General features: G+C 71.8%; 18 protein-coding genes. 10 read left to right on the top strand and 8 right to left on the bottom strand.

The features are described from left to right. The first annotated feature begins 90 nt into the window (after positions 1-90). Complete coding sequence (locus tag ABEG17_RS00780; protein ID WP_406831346.1) at positions 91-570, top strand: XdhC family protein; 480 nt, start codon at positions 91-93, stop codon at positions 568-570. Here the strand turns inward: ABEG17_RS00780 and ABEG17_RS00775 are convergent. Continuing rightward, complete coding sequence (locus tag ABEG17_RS00775; RefSeq protein ID WP_406831345.1) at positions 552-1,055, bottom strand: DUF4440 domain-containing protein; 504 nt, start codon at positions 1,053-1,055, stop codon at positions 552-554. The two genes, ABEG17_RS00780 and ABEG17_RS00775, sit on opposite strands and share 19 nt — an antisense overlap. 123 nt (positions 1,056-1,178) lie before the next feature. Here ABEG17_RS00775 and holA point away from each other — a divergent pair, with 123 nt between their 5' ends. The 4 genes from holA to ABEG17_RS00755 all read left to right on the top strand — a co-directional run bounded on the left by holA (position 1,179) and on the right by ABEG17_RS00755 (position 5,437). Further along, positions 1,179-2,162, top strand: coding sequence for a DNA polymerase III subunit delta (holA, locus tag ABEG17_RS00770; protein ID WP_406831344.1), 984 nt, complete (start codon positions 1,179-1,181; stop codon positions 2,160-2,162). Between the two features lie 195 nt (positions 2,163-2,357). Next, a complete protein-coding gene (rpsT, locus tag ABEG17_RS00765) occupies positions 2,358-2,618 on the top strand; it encodes a 30S ribosomal protein S20 (RefSeq protein ID WP_406831343.1) in 261 nt (86 codons plus the stop codon). A 132-nt stretch (positions 2,619-2,750) separates the two neighbouring features. Then, positions 2,751-4,124 (top strand): phosphoribosyltransferase family protein, encoded by a 1,374-nt coding sequence (locus tag ABEG17_RS00760; protein WP_406831342.1) that lies wholly within the window; start codon positions 2,751-2,753, stop codon positions 4,122-4,124. Beyond that, a complete protein-coding gene (locus ABEG17_RS00755; RefSeq protein ID WP_406831341.1) occupies positions 4,121-5,437 on the top strand; it encodes an erythromycin esterase family protein in 1,317 nt (438 codons plus the stop codon). Before ABEG17_RS00760 ends, ABEG17_RS00755 begins: the two co-directional genes overlap by 4 nt. 22 nt (positions 5,438-5,459) lie before the next feature. On the opposite strand, the gene ABEG17_RS00750 is transcribed toward ABEG17_RS00755, so the two are convergent. From ABEG17_RS00750 to ABEG17_RS00740, 3 genes are all read right to left on the bottom strand, one after another. Continuing rightward, a complete protein-coding gene (locus ABEG17_RS00750) occupies positions 5,460-6,047 on the bottom strand; it encodes a type II toxin-antitoxin system PemK/MazF family toxin (protein WP_406831340.1) in 588 nt (195 codons plus the stop codon). A gap of 73 nt (positions 6,048-6,120) precedes the next feature. Continuing rightward, positions 6,121-7,101 carry a phosphotransferase family protein gene (locus ABEG17_RS00745; protein ID WP_406831339.1) on the bottom strand — a complete coding sequence of 327 codons (981 nt, stop codon included), beginning with the start codon at positions 7,099-7,101 and terminating at the stop codon, positions 6,121-6,123. Further along, positions 7,098-7,979, bottom strand: a complete 882-nt coding sequence (locus tag ABEG17_RS00740) for a M48 family metallopeptidase (RefSeq protein WP_406831338.1) — start codon at positions 7,977-7,979, stop codon at positions 7,098-7,100. Before ABEG17_RS00740 ends, ABEG17_RS00745 begins: the two co-directional genes overlap by 4 nt. A 129-nt stretch (positions 7,980-8,108) precedes the next feature. On the opposite strand from ABEG17_RS00740, the gene ABEG17_RS00735 reads away from it, so the two are divergent. The 3 genes from ABEG17_RS00735 (at position 8,109) to ABEG17_RS00725 (ending at position 11,865) form a co-directional block, all read left to right on the top strand. Then, positions 8,109-9,398, top strand: a complete 1,290-nt coding sequence (locus ABEG17_RS00735) for an MFS transporter (RefSeq protein WP_406831337.1) — start codon at positions 8,109-8,111, stop codon at positions 9,396-9,398. A 48-nt stretch (positions 9,399-9,446) separates the two neighbouring features. Further along, positions 9,447-11,285 carry a translation elongation factor 4 gene (gene lepA / locus ABEG17_RS00730; protein WP_406833245.1) on the top strand — a complete coding sequence of 613 codons (1,839 nt, stop codon included), beginning with the start codon at positions 9,447-9,449 and terminating at the stop codon, positions 11,283-11,285. Between the two features lie 109 nt (positions 11,286-11,394). After that, positions 11,395-11,865: a hotdog fold domain-containing protein gene (locus ABEG17_RS00725; protein WP_406831336.1), complete on the top strand. Its 471-nt coding sequence runs from the start codon at positions 11,395-11,397 to the stop codon at positions 11,863-11,865. 65 nt (positions 11,866-11,930) lie between these two features. On the opposite strand, the gene ABEG17_RS00720 is transcribed toward ABEG17_RS00725, so the two are convergent. Together ABEG17_RS00720 and ABEG17_RS00715 are read right to left on the bottom strand one after the other, a co-directional pair. Beyond that, positions 11,931-12,497: an NUDIX hydrolase gene (locus tag ABEG17_RS00720; protein WP_406831335.1), complete on the bottom strand. Its 567-nt coding sequence runs from the start codon at positions 12,495-12,497 to the stop codon at positions 11,931-11,933. Then, on the bottom strand, positions 12,494-13,291 hold the full coding sequence (locus tag ABEG17_RS00715; RefSeq protein ID WP_406831334.1) for a tyrosine-protein phosphatase: 798 nt from the start codon (positions 13,289-13,291) through the stop codon (positions 12,494-12,496). Before ABEG17_RS00715 ends, ABEG17_RS00720 begins: the two co-directional genes overlap by 4 nt. Before the next feature lie 125 nt (positions 13,292-13,416). On the opposite strand from ABEG17_RS00715, the gene hemW reads away from it, so the two are divergent. After that, complete coding sequence (gene hemW / locus ABEG17_RS00710) at positions 13,417-14,646, top strand: radical SAM family heme chaperone HemW (RefSeq protein WP_406831333.1); 1,230 nt, start codon at positions 13,417-13,419, stop codon at positions 14,644-14,646. Positions 14,647-14,653: 7 nt separating this feature from the next. On the opposite strand, the gene ABEG17_RS00705 is transcribed toward hemW, so the two are convergent. Together ABEG17_RS00705 and ABEG17_RS00700 are read right to left on the bottom strand one after the other, a co-directional pair. After that, positions 14,654-15,085: a DUF4870 domain-containing protein gene (locus ABEG17_RS00705; protein WP_406831332.1), complete on the bottom strand. Its 432-nt coding sequence runs from the start codon at positions 15,083-15,085 to the stop codon at positions 14,654-14,656. A gap of 140 nt (positions 15,086-15,225) precedes the next feature. Next, positions 15,226-16,101: a DUF3097 domain-containing protein gene (locus tag ABEG17_RS00700; RefSeq protein ID WP_406831330.1), complete on the bottom strand. Its 876-nt coding sequence runs from the start codon at positions 16,099-16,101 to the stop codon at positions 15,226-15,228. Between the two features lie 174 nt (positions 16,102-16,275). On the opposite strand from ABEG17_RS00700, the gene hrcA reads away from it, so the two are divergent. Next, positions 16,276-17,307 (top strand): heat-inducible transcriptional repressor HrcA, encoded by a 1,032-nt coding sequence (gene hrcA / locus ABEG17_RS00695; RefSeq protein ID WP_406831329.1) that lies wholly within the window; start codon positions 16,276-16,278, stop codon positions 17,305-17,307. Positions 17,308-17,359 lie beyond the last annotated feature (52 nt).

Raw genomic sequence — 17,359 nt, 5'->3', positions numbered from 1 at the left:
ACGCGTCCGGTGTCGCTCGGTGTCCCTCGGCGGTGCGAGTCAGCGGGAGGCTCAGTCCTCGTACTTCGCCAGGCGGGTGATACTGGCCCCATGGATGACGCCCCGCACCTGCTGCTCGTCGGCGACGGCCCGGTCGTCGAGGCTCTCGACGCGCTCTGCGGGCCGCTGGGCTGGACCACGACGGTGTCGGCGGGGCAGGTCGAGGTCGGCCCGCAGTTCGACGCGGTCGTCGTGACCAGCCACCACGACGACGTGGACGGACCGGTGCTGCGCGACGCGCTCGTGGCCGACACGGCATACGTCGGCGCGATGGGCTCGCGCAAGACCCAGGCGCGGCGCCGCGAGTGGCTCCTCGCGCACGGCGTGACCGAGGGGGCCCTCGCCGGCCTGCACGCGCCCATCGGCCTCGACATCGGCGCGCAGGCGCCGGGGGAGATCGCCGTGGCGATCCTCGCCGAGGTCGTGGCGGTACGGCGCGGCGCGGCCGCCGAGGTGGCGTCCGTCTCGGAACGGGGTGGTGCGATCCACCCGGACCTCGCCCCCGGTGAGGCCTACTGCCCCGGCGGCTGATCCCGGGCGGGCGCAGCCGGCCCGGGGCGCTCGTCATCCCACGCCACCGCGCTGATCAGCCACCCGCGACCGGTGCGGACGAGCTGGATCGACTTCCTGCCGCGCCCGTGGTGGTGCTCGACGCCCTGGCTCCAGGACTTGTCGTAACCGCACCAGGCCTGCGCGATGTCACCGAAGAGGTCCACGCGGACGTCGGTGGCCCACTCGCGGAAGTCCTCCACCGCACCCGACGTCAACAGCTCGATCCGCGGCGCGATGAACTCCTCGACGGTGTATGACGTGGGCTCGCCGCCGCAGGTCCGTACGACGACAGCGGTGGGCAGCATGACCCGCCGCAGGACCTCACCGCACTCATGGGCACGCGGCCCGGACACGAAGGCCGAGAAGAACGTGTCGAGGGTGGTCCTGACCTCGTCATGGTCGGCTGGCACCGGCGAGGGCGCCGAGGCGGGCGACCCGGGACCGGTGGCGGCGGAGGTGGGCATGGGCCACCCTCACATCCGCCGGGGACGTGGGGCAACCGGGTGACCCGGCGCTCGGCGCGGTGTGCACCGCCCGCGTCGCCCGTGCGGCGCAAGGGTGTCGCCCGGGCATGGCAGGCTGGGCGCGTGACCACCACCGTGTCCGCCAAGGGGACCTCCGTGCCGGCGCTCGTGCTCATCACCGGGCCGGAGCAGGTCGTCGCCGACCGTGCGTTGACCTCGACCCTCGACGAGCTGCGCCAGGGTGAGCCCGACCTGGAGGTCGTGCGTCTCTACGCGGCCACCTATGAGCCCGGAGCCCTGGGCATGCACGCCAGTCCGTCGCTGTTCGGCGGGTCCAAGGCGATCGTCGTCGCCGACCTCGACGAGGCGCCCGACGAGCTGCAGGAGGACCTGCTGGCCTTCCTCGCCGCCCCGGAGCCCGACGTCACCCTGGTGGTCACCCACAAGTCCGGACAGCGCGGCAAGAAGGTGCTCGACACCATCAAGAAGTCTCAGTCGCGGGTCATCGAGGCGCCGGCCATCAAGTCCGACCGCGACAAGACCGACTTCGCCGTGCACGAGTTCCGCCGGGCCGGTCGCAAGGCCACCCCGGACGCGGTGCGTGCCCTCATCGAGGCTGTCGGCAAGGACGTCCGCGAGCTCGCCGCCGCCTGCCAGCAGCTCGTCGCCGACACGACCGGCACCATCGACGAGCAGCTCGTGGCCAAGTACCACGGCGGCAAGGTCGAGGCGACGGGCTTCCGCGTCGCCGACGCAGCGGTCGCCGGCAACGCGGGGGAGGCCCTGCGACTCCTGCGGCACGCGATCGCCACCGGCGTCGACCCCGTGCCCATCGTCGCCGTCCTCGCCCAGCAGCTGCGCCAGCTGGTCAAGGTGGGTGCCGCCGGCCGGGGGCGCTCGGCCGACGTGGCCCGCGACCTCGGTATGGCGCCGTGGCAGGTCGACAAGGCCAGGCGCGGCCTCGCGGGGTGGGGCCCGGAAGGGCTGGCGGACTCGATCCAGGCCGTGGCCCTCGCCGACTTCGAGGTCAAGGGCGGCGGTCGCGACCCTGTCTTCGCCGTGGAGCGAGCCATCCTCACCATCACCTCCGCCCGCAACGGTCAGTGACCGCTGCGGTCACGGGGAGCCACGTTTTGGGGGTGCGGGCTCCGCGCTGGTAGATTTACCCGTCGCGTGCGCGCATGGTCGTGTGCGCATGCAAGCACCACCCAGAGCGTCTCAACCACGGGTGCCCCACGCCCGGTCCCGAGATGCTTCTGCCGCCCTCTAACGGCAATCACCGACCAAACAAGAGAGACACACGTGGCAAACATCAAGTCCCAGCTCAAGCGGATCAAGACGAACCGCTCGGCGACCGAGCGCAACAAGGCCGTCAAGAGCGAGCTCAAGACCTGGATCCGCAAGTTCCAGACGGCCGCTGCGGCGGGCGACAAGGACGCGGCGAAGGAGGCCCTCAAGGCTGCTTCGACCAAGCTCGACAAGGCCGTGAGCAAGGGCGTCATCCACGCCAACCAGGCCGCCAACAAGAAGTCGGCCATGGCGAAGAAGGCCAACTCGATCTGATCGAGTCCCTGACATCACGAAGGGGCCCGGTCACCGCACGCGGTGACCGGGCCCCTTCGTCGTCCCCGCCCGCGCCACGAGGCGGGACGTTGGGCACTGCCGACCGGTGACGCGGCGGGTCACGATGCGGGTGTGACGAGTACGCAGCCGGCTGTGCCGTCGACGACGGTGTTCGCCGACCGTGCAGAGGCAGGTCGCAGACTGTCGCACCGGTTGGGCTGGCTGCGAGGCCAGGACGTGGTGGTGCTGGGGCTGCCGCGCGGCGGGGTGCCGGTCGCGTTCGAGGTCGCCACCGCGCTGGGCCTGCCCCTGGACGTGATCGTGGTGCGCAAGCTCGGCCTTCCCTTCCAACCCGAGCTGGCCATGGGGGCGGTGGGCGAGGGGGGATACCGGGTCCTGGACACCGAGCTGGTCCGGCGGGCGCAGGTGACTCCCCGCGAGCTCGACTCGGTGGAACGGCACGCCCGCCGGGTGCTCCAGGACCAGGTCACCCGGTTCCGCAGGGGTCGCCCTCCGGTGGACCTCACCGGACGCACCGTGGTGATCGTCGACGACGGGGTCGCCACCGGGGCCACCGCCAGGGTGGCCGCCCAGGTCGCCCGCCACCTGGGCGCCGGCCGGGTGCTGCTGGGTGTGCCCGTGGCCCCGGCGCAGGTGGCGGACGGGCTCGAGGGTTTCGACCAGGTGGTCTGCCTCGCCACGCCCCAGCCACTGGTCGCGGTGGGCGTGCACTACCGCGACTTCAGCCCGACCAGTGACGACGAGGTCGTCGTCCTGCTCGACACCGCGCGACGACGGGCCCGAGACCGGTCGCCGGGGCCGGGCCCCGACTGCGACCTCGAGGTCGTCGTCCCGGTCGGTGGGCCCGGTGGGCTCGGCCTCGGAGGGCACCTGCACCTGCCGGAAGCACCGGCTGGGATCGTCGTGTTCGCGCACGGCAGCGGCAGCAGCCGGCACAGCCCCCGCAACCAGTTCGTGGCCTCGGTGCTGCACGAGGCGGGGATGGGCACCCTGCTCATGGACCTCCTGGCCGTGACCGAGGAGGGCGTGCGGAGCCGGGTCTTCGACATCGACCTGCTCGCGCAGCGGCTCCTGGTGGCGCGACGCTGGGTCGCCGGCCGTCCAGAGGCTGCCGGGGTGGCGGTGGGATTCTTCGGCGCCAGCACCGGGGCTGCCGCCGCCCTGGTGGCCGCGGCCACCCCGGGCAGCCAGGTCGCGGCCGTGGTCTCGCGCGGTGGCCGGCCGGACCTGGCCGCCGGGCGCCTACGTGACGTGCGGGCGCCCACGCTGCTCATCGTGGGGGGAGAGGACCACGAGGTGCTCGAGCTGAACCGTCAGGCGTTGGGTGAGCTGCGGTGCTCCCGGCAGCTGTCGGTCGTGCCGGGTGCCACGCACCTGTTCGAGGAGCCCGGCACGCTGGCCGAGGCGGCGCTGCTCGCCCGGGACTGGTTCGTGCACCACCTCGACCGCGGTGACGGCGAGGTGCAGGAGGGGTCGACGCCGTGAGCCCCGGGACGAGGCCGTTGCCGGAAGCCGCGAGGCTGGCCGAGGTGCGCAGCCTGGCCCGTGCGCTGGTGACGCCGGGCGACCTCGATCCCCTGGTCGAGCGCCTCGGGCCGGAGCGCTTCGTCGGACTGGGGGAGGCGTCCCACGGCACCCACGACTACTACTCGTGGCGGGCCACGTTGAGCCGACGGCTGATCGAGGAGAAGGGGTTCACCTGGGTCGGCGTGGAAGGGGACTGGCCGGACTGCTGGCGCATCAACCGGTGGGTGCGTGGGCGTGACCCGGGGGTCGACGCCCGCGGCCTGCTGGCCGGGTTCGAGAGATGGCCGACGTGGATGTGGGCCAACGAGGAGGTCGCCGACTTCCTCGACTGGTTGCGCGGGTGGAACCTCGTCCGCCCTCCCGCGCAGCGTGTCGGCTTCTACGGCCTGGATGTGTACTCCTTGTGGGACTCGCTGCACACGACGACGACATGGCTTCGGACCCACGCACCCGAGGCGCTGCCCGCGGCGGTGCGGGCAGCGCAGTGCTTCCTGCCGTACGGCGGGGACCCCCACCGCTATGCGTGGAGCACCGCGCTGGTCCCGACGTCGTGCCAGCCCGAGGTCGTGGGCCTGCTCGCCCAGGCCCGTCGCCTGGCCCTGGACCGCGGGCGGGACGACGACGCGTTCGACGCGGCGCAGAATGCCGAGGTCGTCGCCGGCGCCGAGGCGTACTACCGCGCCATGGTGCGGGGGGACCGACTGTCCTGGAACGTCCGTGACCGCCACATGGCCGACACGGTCGACCGTCTCGCCCGGCACCTGGGACCGGGGGCCAAGGGTGTGGTCTGGGAGCACAACACCCACATCGGTGATGCGCGAGCCACCGACATGGCCGCCGCCGGACTGGTCACCGTGGGCCAGCTCCTGCGCGACCGCCACGGCGACGACGGTGTGGCGCTCGTGGGGTTCGCCGGGCACCGGGGCCGGGTCGTTGCCGCGGGCGGCTGGGGTGAGCCCGAGGAGGTGCTGCCCCTGCCCGCGGCCCGGCCGGGGAGCCACGAGGACCTCCTGCACCGGGCGCTGGGACGGGACGCGCTGCTCGTGTTCGGCGACGACCGCACGGGACCGTGGCTGGGGTGCACGGCCGGCCAGCGGGCGGTGGGAGTCGTCTACGACCCCCGTCGGGAGGCCGGCAACTACGTTCCCACCGTGATGGGTGCTCGCTACGACGCGTTGGTCTGGCTGGAGGAGACGACCGCCCTGCATCCCCTGCACCACGAGGTCGCGCCCAGCGAGCCTGAGCTCGAGACCGAGCCGAGCGGCCTGTAACCGAGCGTGCTGACCCTGCTGCTCACCCTGCCGCGCGTACTCCGGCTGCCACGAGGTCGAACCTGGCGCGGTCGAGGGTGGCGCCCTCGCGGCGCACCGCAGCAGGGTCCACCCGGATGACCCGGTCCAGCCGCACCTCGCTGGGACGTCCCTGGCGGTCCCAGTCCCCGCTGCCGATGTCCTGCCAGCGCCGGCCGTGTCGCGCCTCCTGGGCCGCGTCGCGGTCATGGTCCTTGCTGGTGAGCATCAGCGCGAGCAGCCAGCCACCGTCGCGGCCGACGAGGAGCACCGGGCGGTCCTTGCCCTGGCCGTGGTCCTCCTCGTAGGGGACCCACGTCCACACGATCTCCCCGGGGTCCGGACGGCCGTCGGGGTTCGCGGCATACCTCAGGTCTGGGACGCCGGTGAAGTCGCCGGGATAGCTGCCGGAGGGGATCGGTGGCGTCGACTTCTGCGTACGTCCGGGTCCGCCGTCCGGGCGCTCGCCCGAGGGTCGTGCCGCAGGTCGCTCCGCACGCCTCGCACCGCCGCGTCCCAGGCTGCGGGCGCCGTCACGGACGGCCCGGCCGAGGATCTGTGCCAGCTGTGCTCCGAGTCCGCGTCGCGCCATGGCCGCCACGGTACCGGGGTGGGCGTCCCGAGGGCGCCGGCCAGCAGGCCAACAGGCCAGCCGCTCAGACCGGTCAGCAGGTCCAGCCGCGACGGGCCACGAGGAGGTCGAGGAACACCTGCGCCATCAGGCGTTGGTGGTCGCGGACGACCCCGAGCGTGGTGTTGAAGGTCGGGTGCTCGCAGTGGGTGAGCATGTAGCCGGCGATGACGGCCAGGAACGCATCGACCGCGTCGGGGTCGGCGTCGCGGGTCAGGGGCGAGCGAGTGGCGAGCCCGTGGACGTCGATCCCGTCGCGGGCCATCAGTGGCCACAGGCTGACGAAGTCTGCCCAGGCCGGGCCACGGGTGACCCAGTTCCAGTCGACGATCCTCGCCACGCCGTCGCTGGTGACCAGCAGGTTGTCCGGACGCAGGTCGCAGTGCACGAGCGACTGGCCCGTGAGCAGCTCGCCCGCCCGATGGGCCAGGGCCGCGACGCGCACCATGACGTCGGCCGGCAGCGGTCGTATGCCGCGAGGCCACCCTCGTCGGCCGGCCGCGAGGTCGTCGAGCGTGGCCAGGGCATCGACGTCCATGCCGATGTCCACCGCGAGGGACGTGGCCGTGAGGCCGGTGACCTCGTCGGTGGGGAAGGCCGCCAGGGCCAGGCAGGCGTCGTGCGCCAGCTCGACGTCGGGGCTGGTCCACGGGACGCCAGGCAGCCGGCCGTCGATGGCTTCGAGGACGATGGCCTCCCACTCGTCCGCGGCACCGGCGCCGACGAGGACGGGCGCGGTGATGCGGCCGTCGAGGATGCGCAGCACCGACGCCTCCCGGGGGATGGCGACCTTGGCATGCGGGGCCGACGGCCCAGCTGCCTTGGCGAAGACGCGGCGGCCGTCGGCCAGGTCGAGCAGCGCCGCGAAGGCCCCGGTGAACCCGGAGGTCACCGGTGGGTGAGCCGTCGAGAGGGCGCACCCGGCGGCGTCGGCGAGCAGGCGCCGTACCCCTTGCGGCAGGTCCTCGAACGAGGGCCGGCGGGACGTGCAGTGGTAGTCGACCTCGATCGTCACGAGGAGGCCCTGGGACGCCACAGGAGGCGGCCGGGGCGACGGCGGTCGCGCAGGGCGTGCGAGCGCCAGACCAGCACGGGGTGGGTGGCCAGGGCGTTGACCAGCCACACGAAGAAGCCCTTCTCCGTGGTGGCGCGGTCGGCGAACGCGTTCACGTCCACGGTGCGGCCCAGGTACTTGCCGGCCGCCAGCGTGGACATGGCCGAGGCGCTGCCCTGGGGGACGACTGCGTAGCCGAAGTTGTCGGCGGTGTACTCCTGGCTGCGGCTCAACGTCGACCCGAGGAAGGGGATCCACTGGGCGCCGCTGATCGCCACGACCCGCCAGTAGCTCGTGTGCCCGGCAGCGATGTGGCCGACCTCGTGCGAGATGACGAAGCGCAGGGCATCGGGCTGCCGGGCCTCGCCACCGATCTCGAACAGGTCGCTGTAAAGGAAGATGAACCGCTTGAACCCGTGGCCGGAGGCGGCCGCGTTGATCATGCCGTTGCCGAGCACGACGTACGCGTCCGGCACCTTGGGCAGGCCGAAGTGGGCGCAGGCGTCGAGGAGCATCTGGTACGCCTCGGGGTACTGCGTCGGGCTGATCTTGACTCCGGTGAGTCGCTGCTGGGCGTAGAGCTGCCCACGCAGGAAGTACACGAGGACCGGTGCGGCCAGCAGGATCACGGCGTACGGGTCCGGGCTGCGCTGGTCGATGACCGCCGAGGTGAGCTCGTACACGCAGAACGACCAGACGACGAACGACCCGATGATGACCAGCACGAGGCAGAGGTTCTCGAGGGGGTGGCGCAGGTGCGAGCGCACCCGGCGGCGGTGCCCGGGTGCTTCGACGTACGGTCCCGGGTTCAGGTGCGGTGCCTGGAGCTGCTCGGCCATGGTCCCCTCGATGTGTGGTCTGCGTCCGGGGTCGATGTTATGTCTCGACCGCTGGTGCCCGGCACCGAGGCGCGGACGCGTCTGGGACCGTAAGGGAATGCACCACACCGCACCATCTGTTGCAACGCCGTGATCGAGTCCGCCCCGCCCGCGCCCGCTGGAGCCTCGACCGCTCCCCTCGAGACGACCAGCGCCCCCGCGTCCATGGAGCCCGTCGTGCGCTCGCGGCACACCAACCTCGCGCTGCTCGCGCTCGCGATCGGTGGGTTCGCCATCGGCACCACGGAGTTCGTCACCATGGGACTGCTGCCCGAGGTCGCCAAGGGTGTGGGCATCTCCATCCCGACGGCCGGTCACGTGGTCTCGGCGTATGCCGCCGGCGTCGTCGTCGGCGCGCCCGTCCTGGCCACTCTCGGCTCGAAGATGCCGCGCAAGCGTCTGCTCCTGTGGCTGATGGGCGGCTTCGCGATCGCCAACGGCCTGTCCGCCCTGGCCAGCAGCTACGGCCTGCTCATGGGTGCACGGTTCCTGTCCGGGCTGCCGCACGGTGCCTACTTCGGCGTCGGCTCCCTCGTCGCCGCATCGCTCGTCCCAGCGCACCGCCGCACCTGGGCCGTGTCGATGATGATCACCGGCCTCACCGTGGCCAACATCGTGGGCGTCCCACTGACCACCCGCCTCGGGCAGGACTACGGCTGGCAGTGGCCGTATGCCGCGGTGGCCGTGCTCGCGGCCGTCACCGTGCTCGCGGTGTGGCGTTGGGTGCCCTACTGCCCGCCCGACGGCGGCGCGACGATGCGCTCGGAGTTCACGGCGCTGCGCCGACCGCAGGTGTGGTTCGCGCTCGCGGTCGGGACCGTCGGCTTCGGCGGCATGTTCGCGACGTTCTCCTACATCTCGCCGACGATGACCGAGCTCGGTGGCTTCTCCAGCGGCACGATCCCGTGGATCCTCGCGGTGTACGGCGTCGGCATGACCGTGGGCGCCATGCTCTCCGGCCCGGTGTCGCGGATGGGCCTGCTGCGGGGGATCTGCGTCGTCATGGGCACGATCGCGGTGATGCTGGCCCTGTTCGGCCCGGCCGTGGCCGAGTCGAAGTGGCTCGCGATCGTCGCGGTCTTCATGCTCGGCCTGCTCCCGAGCGCCCTCGTCCCGATGCTCCAGACGCGGCTCATGGACGTGGCGCACGAGGGTCAGTCCCTGGCCGCGGCCCTCAACCACTCGACGCTCAACCTGGCCAACGCCCTCGGCGCCTGGCTCGGCTCGATCGTCCTGTCGGCGGGCCTGGGCTACGAGTGGCCCTCGCGGCTCGGGGCGATCCTCGCCGTCCTCGGTGTGTTCATCGCCCTGGCCTCGGGCCTCACGGCCCGCCGGACGAACCGTCGCGTCACGGGCAGGGGCCCGCTCGTGGGAGGATGAACCGTTCCCCGTCGTCCCACCCGTGAGGTCGAGTCACCCGTGTCCCCGATGGCCCGCACCGCGCTGCAGCCGCACGCAACGCCGCCGGAGCTGATCCGGAACTTCAGCATCATCGCCCACATCGACCACGGGAAGTCGACGTTGGCCGACCGGATGCTCCAGGTCACCGGCGTGGTCGACGGCCGGGCGATGCGCGCCCAGTACCTCGACAAGATGGACATCGAGCGTGAGCGCGGCATCACGATCAAGAGCCAGGCCGTGCGCATGCCGTGGGAGCTCGACGGGACGACCTACGCGCTTAACATGATCGACACCCCCGGGCACGTCGACTTCACCTACGAGGTGTCGCGGTCGCTCGCTGCGTGCGAGGGGGCCGTGCTCCTCGTCGACGCGGCCCAGGGGATCGAGGCGCAGACGCTGGCGAACCTCTACCTCGCCATGGAGAACGAGCTCGCGATCATCCCGGTCCTCAACAAGATCGATCTGCCTGCGGCCCAGCCGGAGAAGTTCGCCGAGGAGCTGGCCGGCCTGATCGGTTGCGAGCCCGAGGACTGCCTGCGCGTGTCCGGCAAGACCGGCGAGGGCGTCGAGCCGCTGCTCAACCAGATCGTGCGCCAGCTCCCGGCGCCGGTCGGCGACCCGGACGCCCCGGCCCGCGCGATGATCTTCGACTCGGTCTACGACACCTACCGCGGTGTCGTGACCTATGTGCGGGTCATCGACGGCAACCTCAACCCGCGCGAGAAGATCGCGATGATGTCGACCCGGGCGACGCACGAGCTCCTCGAGATCGGCGTGAGCTCGCCCGAGCCGGCGCCCGCCAAGGGCCTCGGCGTCGGCGAGGTGGGCTACCTCATCACGGGCGTGAAGGACGTGCGCCAGTCCAAGGTCGGCGACACCGTCACCAACGCGGCCAAGCCGGCCAAGGAGGCCCTCGGCGGCTACCGCGACCCCAAGCCGATGGTGTTCTCGGGGCTCTACCCGATCGACGGCTCGGACTACCCCGACCTGCGCGACGCCCTCGACAAGCTCAAGCTCAACGACGCGGCCCTGGTCTACGAGCCGGAGACGTCCGCGGCCCTCGGGTTCGGCTTCCGTATCGGGTTCCTCGGCATGCTGCACCTGGAGATCGTGCGCGAGCGGCTCGAGCGTGAGTTCGACCTCGACCTCATCTCGACCCTGCCCAACGTCGTCTACGACGTGACGATGGACGACGGCAAGGTCCTCACGGTGACCAACCCGAGCGAGTACCCGTACGGGAAGGTCTCCTCGGTCACCGAGCCGGTCGTGCGCGCGACGATCCTCGTGCCGAGCGAGTTCATCGGCGCCGTGATGGAGCTGTGCCAGCAGAAGCGCGGGGCCCTGCGGGGGATGGACTACCTCTCCGAGGACCGCGTCGAGATGCGCTACACCCTGCCGCTGGCCGAGATCGTGTTCGACTTCTTCGACCAGCTCAAGTCGCGCACCCGCGGCTACGCCTCGCTCGACTACGAACCCGATGGCGAGCAGGAGGCCGACCTCGTCAAGGTCGACATCCTCCTCCAGGGCGAGACGGTCGACGCGTTCTCCTCGATCGTCCACAAGGACAAGGCCTACGCGTACGGCGTGATGATGGCCAGCAAGCTCAAGGACCTCATCCCGCGCCAGCAGTTCGAGGTGCCGATCCAGGCCGCCATCGGTGCGCGGATCATCGCCCGCGAGAACATCCGCGCGATCCGCAAGGACGTCCTGGCCAAGTGCTACGGCGGTGACATCAGCCGCAAGCGCAAGCTGCTGGAGAAGCAGAAGGCCGGCAAGAAGCGGATGAAGAACATCGGCTCGGTCGAGGTCCCGCCGGAGGCCTTCATCGCAGCGCTGTCCAACGACGGCGAGAAGGCGAAGAAGTAGCGCTCGCCTTGGTTTTCGTTGTCGGTCGTCCGCAGTTGGGGGCCACAAGGTGACCCACCGCTCACTTTCGCGCCCCCAAACTTGGGTTACCGGCCGGTAACATCGCCGCATGGTCGACACCTACGCGCTCTACCAGCGCCTCTCGAGCCTGCCTCGCGGCCGGACGGTCTTCTCGCTCGTCTTCGAGCAGGCCGCGCCGTACTTCCGCACCGCCCGCCCACGGTTCGTCGAGCTGCGACCGAACCGGGCCGAGCTGACCATCCGCAAGCGCCGTCGGGTGCAGAACCACCTCGGCACCGTCCACGTCATCGCCATCTGCAACGGGCTCGAGGCGGCCATGGGCGCGCTGGCCGAGGCGAGCATCCCGGCGCACCGCCGCTGGATACCCCGCGGCATGGAGGTGGACTACGCCGCGAAGGCGACGACGGACATCACCTGCGTGGCCACCACCGACCCGGCCGACTGGGCCAGGTCCGGGGACACCGAGGTGCCGGTGCACGTGGTCGCGACGCGCGCCGACGGCACCGCGGTGGTCGAGGGCACCATCCGCCTCTGGGTGACCGACAAGCCGGCTCGCTGAGGCGACCGGCGAGGGGAGCGACTCCCGAGTGCCCTGCGGGTCCCCAGGTATGGCGCGGTGCCGCCTCAGACCGGGACCGTGGACTCCTCGACGGTGCCGAGGTCCAGCGGTGGTGCCGTGACGCCGGTGGCGACGGCGGTCTCGGCCAGCGCCCAGAGGTCGAGGACGTCGCGCGGCCAGATCTCGTCGGTGGTGGTGGCGAGCTGCTCACGGGTCCACCAGCGGTGCGCCGTCATGGTGAGCAGCTCTTGGTCGGTGTGCCCAATGGTGCTCACCTCGAACCCCGGGACGCGCACGAACCAGAACGCCTCGTCCTGGGTGGTGACGACGTCGGTGTAGCCGTGCACGACGACGCGGGTCGCGAGCGGACCGACGAGGTCCGTGGTCCTGACCCGGGCCCCGGTCTCCTCGAACACCTCGCGCACGGCTGCCTCGGTGTCGTCCTCGCCCGGCTCGACGCCGCCCCCGGGCGTGATCCACCACCGCGGCACCGGCGACATCCCCGGGTCGCTGTCGTGGAAGAGCAGCAGGCGGTCGCGGTCGTCGACGAGCAGGACGCGCATCGCGCGGCGTCGTCCGCGCGGCCGCGGGTCGTCGGTCGCCCCGTCGCGGCCGGTGGCGTCGGTGCTCATGCGCGCAGGTGGCCGCGGAGCTCGTCGACCTGGTCGCTGCTCCAACCCTGGTCCTGCAGCCAGCCACCGGCCCCGCCGTGGCGCTCCGTGAGGACGGTGAGGATGCGCGACATGGTCTCGGGCTTGGGGCGGTGGTGCTCCATCGGCTGGTCCTTCATCACCTCGCCGTAGGCCGGCCGGGCCATCAGCCGCCCGACGATCTGCTCGATCCGCTCACCGGTGGCGACGTAGTCGGCGACGACGTCCTCGTCGGACACCCCCGCGACGGACAGGGCGAGCCCGACGACGGTGCCGGTGCGGTCCTTCCCCGCGGCGCAGTGCACGATCGTCGCGCCCGGAGCCCGGGCGATGACCTCGAGTGCGCCGAGGACCGAGTCGGGGCGGTCGGCGAGGTAGCCGAGGTAGTGGCTGGCCCAGTAGTCGTCATCGAGTCGTGGCCGGGCGTCCGCGGCCTGCTGGTTCTTCTTCGACCACGGGAGGACGAGGGCGTCCTCGGCGGTGATCTCCCGCTCGTCGTCGCGGAACAGCGAGTGGCGGTGGTGCGTGGCGAGCCCGCGGACCTGCAGCGGTGCGGGGCCCTCGATGTGGACCTCGACGTTGCTGCGCAGGTCGACGATGTCGCTCACACCGACCACCTGCACGAGGTGGTCGACGTCGGCCTCGCTCAGGTCCTGGAGGTTGTCCGACCTCAGCAGACGCCCGGTCGCGACGGTGCCCCCGTCCGTGGTGGGCAGGCCGCCGACGTCACGCATGTTGACGACGCCGTCGAGGTCGATCCAGCGGGAGGTGCTCACCCTTGGACCCTACGCGGACCCGGTGGCCAGCAGGTGTCCGGCGTCCTGCCTCTCGGCCGCCGCGCCGTCCGTCAGGTGGCGCAGCCGACGACGGTAGCCTCAGCGCCGGCTGAGAGGATGGCTCCATGCCCAGCGCCCTGCCAGACGGCGACCCTGCCCCCGCCGACGGCCTCCTGCCCGAGTCGGCACTGGCGACCCTGCCCTCCCGCCCGTTCGGGATCTACCTGCACGTGCCGTTCTGCTCGGTCCGTTGCGGCTACTGCGACTTCAACACCTACACCCTGACCGAGCTCGGCAACGACGGCGCGAGCGTGGGGACGTTCGCCGGTGCCGCGGTCCGTGAGCTCGACCTCGCTGCCTCGGTCCTCGACGGGCGCGCGCCGCTGGTGCAGACGGTCTTCGTCGGCGGCGGCACCCCCACCATGCTCGCTGCCACCGACCTCGCGGCGATGCTGACCGGGGTCCGCGACAGGTTCGGGCTGGCCGACGACGCCGAGGTGACGACCGAGGCCAACCCCGACTCCGTCACCCCCGAGGGCCTGCAGGTGCTGGCCGACGCCGGGTTCACCCGGGTCTCCCTCGGCATGCAGTCTGCGGTGCCGCACGTGCTGCGCACCCTTGAGCGCACCCATGACCCCGCCAACGTCGCCCGCGCCGTGGACGCAGCCCGGGCCGCGGGCCTGCAGGTCAGCCTGGACCTCATCTACGGCACGCCGGGGGAGAGCCTCGACGACTGGCGCACCAGCCTGCGCACGGCCACCGACCTCGCGCCCGACCACGTCTCGGCCTACGCCCTCGTCGTCGAGGACGGCACCAAGCTCGCAGCCCAGGTCCGCCGCGGCCAGGTGCCGGCGCCCGAGGACGACGACGAGGCCACGAAGTACGAGATCGCCGACGAGCACCTCGCCGCGGCCGGCTACGGCTGGTACGAGGTGAGCAACTGGGCGGCCAGCGAGGACGCCCGCTGCCGCCACAACGAGGGCTACTGGGCCGACGGCAACTGGTGGGGCGTCGGGCCCGGAGCGCACAGCCACGTCGGGGGCGTGCGGTGGTGGAACGTCAAGCACCCCAACGCGTATGCCGCGCGGGTGGGTGCCGGCACGAGCCCCGCCCACGGCCGGGAGACGCTCACCGACGAGCAGCGGTACGACGAGCGCGTCCTGCTCGGGGTGCGACTGGTCGAGGGGTTGCCGATGGGTGACCTGCACGCGGAAGGGCGCACCGCGGTGGCCGGTCTGATCGCGGACGAGCTCGTGGACGCGCCGGCGGCCCTGCGCCGTCAGCAGGTGGTGCTGACGAGGCAGGGCCGCTTGTTGGCGGACACCGTGGTGCGGCGACTGCTGGGTCTGCGCTAGAGCCGGGTCACTTCACGAAGGCCGGGGTGAACGGTGGGGTGTACCACTCACCGTTGTTGGCCTTGACCGCCGCGAGGATGTGCACGACCAGGGCAAAGACCAGGGCCAGGCCGTAGGTCAGGAAGCCGACGAGCACCAGCATCAGCGGGAACGAGATGAGCAGCACGATCCCGGTGATGATCTGGATGTTGAGCGAGTTCGCCGAGTGCTGGCGGACGAACGGGCCACGGTCCTTGTACAGCAGGTAGACGACCAGGGAACCGACGAACCCGAGGGTGCCGGCGCTGACGACCATGGCGATCAGGGGGATGACGTGGGACAGGGTGGCCCAGTTGCGCTCCTGCTGGGGCGTCAACGGGGCGGCGGGCGCGCCGTAGACGGGCGGCGGTCCCGGGGGCTGCGGGTCGTCGCGCGGCGGGTACTGCGGCTGGTCGGTCATGGTGTCCTCCGTGGTGGTGAAGCTCCAGTGAAACGCATCGCCGCGACCGCGGACAGGGCTTTCGGGGTGCGGCGAGGGGCGAGTCAGGGCTGCGTCAGGGTCGACCCCGACGCGGACCCGTCGGGACCGGCACGAACAGCTCAGTGACCGGGTTCGGTGACGAAGTCGATGAGCTCCTCGACACTGGCCAGCAGGGTCGGCTCGAGGTCGGCGTACGACCGCACGGTGCCGAGGATCTGCTTCCAGGCCCGGGCGATGTCGGCCTGGCTGTCGGCCTGCCAGCCGAGGTGGTGGCAGATGCCGTGCTTCCACGACTGGCCGCGGGGGATGACCGGCCACTGCTGCAGCCCGAGCCGCTCGGGGCGCACCGACTGCCACACGTCGACGTAGGGGTGGCCCAGGATCTTGACGTGCGCTGCATACGGGCCCTGGCGGCAGGCCTGGACGACCTTGTCCTCCTTGGTGCCGGGCAGCAGGTGGTCGACGAGCACCCCCATCCGCTGGCCGGGGCCGGGGGCGAAGTCGCGGATGGCGCCGGCGAGGTCGTCGACGCCGTCGAGCATCTCCACGACGACGCCCTCGACGCGCAGGTCGTCACCCCAGACCTTCTCGACGAGCTCGGCGTCGTGACGGCCCTCGACGAAGATGCGCGAACCGCTGGCGACCCTGGCCCTGGCGCCCTCGACGGCCCGTGAGCCCGACGCGGTGCGCGAGCCCGCCGCCTTGGCCTCGGCGAGCCGCGCCCGCGCGGCAGCGGTGGGCGGCGTGAGGATCACGGGTGCCCCGTCGAGCAGGAAGCCGGGCCCCATCGGGAACCCCTTGGTGCGTCCGCGGCGGTCCTCGAGGTGCACCACCCGCATACCGCCGGCCTTCTCGACGCGCACGACGGCGCCGCACCAGCCGGTGTCGACGTCCTCGACGACCAGGCCGGTCTCGGCCTCCACCTCGCGCGAGCGTCCCCGCGGGGGGACCTTCCAGTCGCCGGAGAGGACATCGGAGCCATATCGGTCGGACACCGACGAAGGGTATGCCGCGTGGTCGCCGCCGTCCGCGAGGACGCGCCGCCGGTGCGGCCCTGAGGCCGGGAACACCGTAGACTTGGCACTCGCTGAGCATGAGTGCCAGCAGATCCGGCGGCGCCCGCCACCGCCGGACCCGTCTGCTCCAGTCCGACCGCAGGGAGGTGTCCGATGAGCGAGGAACGTCGTCTCGCGGTGCTGCGCGCGATCGTGCAGGACTACGTCGAGACCTCGGAGCCCGTGGGGTCCAAGGCGCTGCTCGAGCGCCACCAGCTCGGGGTCTCGGCCGCCACCGTCCGCAACGACATGGCCGCGCTCGAGGAGGAGGGGCTGATCGCCGCTCCCCACACGAGCGCGGGCCGGGTGCCGACTGACGCGGGGTACCGGCTTTTCGTCGACCGGCTCAGCTCGGTCAAGCCGATGTCCGCGGCCGAGCGCTCGGCGATCTCGCAGTTCCTCGAAGGGGCGGTCGACCTCGACGACGTCGTCGCCCGCACGGTCCGGCTGCTGTCCTCGCTGACGCGCCAGGTGGCCGTGATGCAGTACCCGTCGCTGACACGGTCCTCGGTGCGGCACATCGAGTTCGTGCCGATGGGAGCCACCCGCCTCATGGTCGTCCTGATCGTCAACACCGGTCGGGTCGAGCAGCGGGTGATCGAGACCACCCACGACCTGTCCACGAGCGAGGGTGAGGCGACCCTCGGGCTCATCCGCGCCAAGGTCAACGCCAGTGCGGTGGGGGAGCGGCTCGTCGACGCCGCCGCCTCGTTGGAGTCCCTGCCGGAGGAGTTCGAACCGGACGACCGCGACCTCGTGCGCGCCGTCGTGCGCTCCTTGGAGGACGCCCTGGTCGAGGAGCGCGAGGAGCGGGTCGTGCTGGCCGGCACCTCCAACCTCGCCCGCGTCGGCACCGACTTCCCGCTCAGCATCGGCCCTGTGCTCGAGGCCCTTGAGCAGCACGTCGTGCTCCTCAAGCTCCTGGGCACCGCTCGCGAGACCAACGACCTCGTCTCGGTCCGCATCGGGCACGAGAACCCCTTCGCCGGGCTGCAGTCGACCTCCGTCGTCGCCACCGAGTACGGCACCGGCTCCGACCTGGTGGCCGGCCTGGGCGTGCTCGGGCCCACCCGCATGGACTACCCCACGACGATGGCGTCGGTGCGGGCAGTCGCCACGTACGTCTCCCGGATCCTGGCGCAGTGACGCCTCCGCCCGCGAGGGCAGACCGATCCACCCTCCGTACCACTGACAAGGA

Source organism: Pedococcus sp. KACC 23699 (assembly GCF_045348425.1).
Classification (GTDB): Bacteria; Actinomycetota; Actinomycetes; order Actinomycetales; family Dermatophilaceae; genus Pedococcus.
The sequence above is the reverse complement of the archived record's forward strand: the minus strand, read 5'-3'. Positions and strand labels throughout refer to the sequence as shown.

What these genes read in the sequence shown, in the direction of transcription:
- ABEG17_RS00780 (WP_406831346.1), top strand. Translation starts at nt 91, where the DNA reads ATGGATGACGCCCCGCACCTGCTGCTCGTCGGCGACGGCCCGGTCGTC.
- ABEG17_RS00775 (WP_406831345.1), bottom strand. Translation starts at nt 1,055, where the DNA reads ATGCCCACCTCCGCCGCCACCGGTCCCGGGTCGCCCGCCTCGGCGCCC.
- ABEG17_RS00750 (WP_406831340.1), bottom strand. Translation starts at nt 6,047, where the DNA reads ATGGCGCGACGCGGACTCGGAGCACAGCTGGCACAGATCCTCGGCCGG.
- ABEG17_RS00740 (WP_406831338.1), bottom strand. Translation starts at nt 7,979, where the DNA reads ATGGCCGAGCAGCTCCAGGCACCGCACCTGAACCCGGGACCGTACGTC.
- lepA (WP_406833245.1), top strand. Translation starts at nt 9,447, where the DNA reads ATGGCCCGCACCGCGCTGCAGCCGCACGCAACGCCGCCGGAGCTGATC.
- ABEG17_RS00725 (WP_406831336.1), top strand. Translation starts at nt 11,395, where the DNA reads ATGGTCGACACCTACGCGCTCTACCAGCGCCTCTCGAGCCTGCCTCGC.
- ABEG17_RS00720 (WP_406831335.1), bottom strand. Translation starts at nt 12,497, where the DNA reads ATGAGCACCGACGCCACCGGCCGCGACGGGGCGACCGACGACCCGCGG.
- hemW (WP_406831333.1), top strand. Translation starts at nt 13,417, where the DNA reads ATGCCCAGCGCCCTGCCAGACGGCGACCCTGCCCCCGCCGACGGCCTC.
- ABEG17_RS00705 (WP_406831332.1), bottom strand. Translation starts at nt 15,085, where the DNA reads ATGACCGACCAGCCGCAGTACCCGCCGCGCGACGACCCGCAGCCCCCG.
- hrcA (WP_406831329.1), top strand. Translation starts at nt 16,276, where the DNA reads ATGAGCGAGGAACGTCGTCTCGCGGTGCTGCGCGCGATCGTGCAGGAC.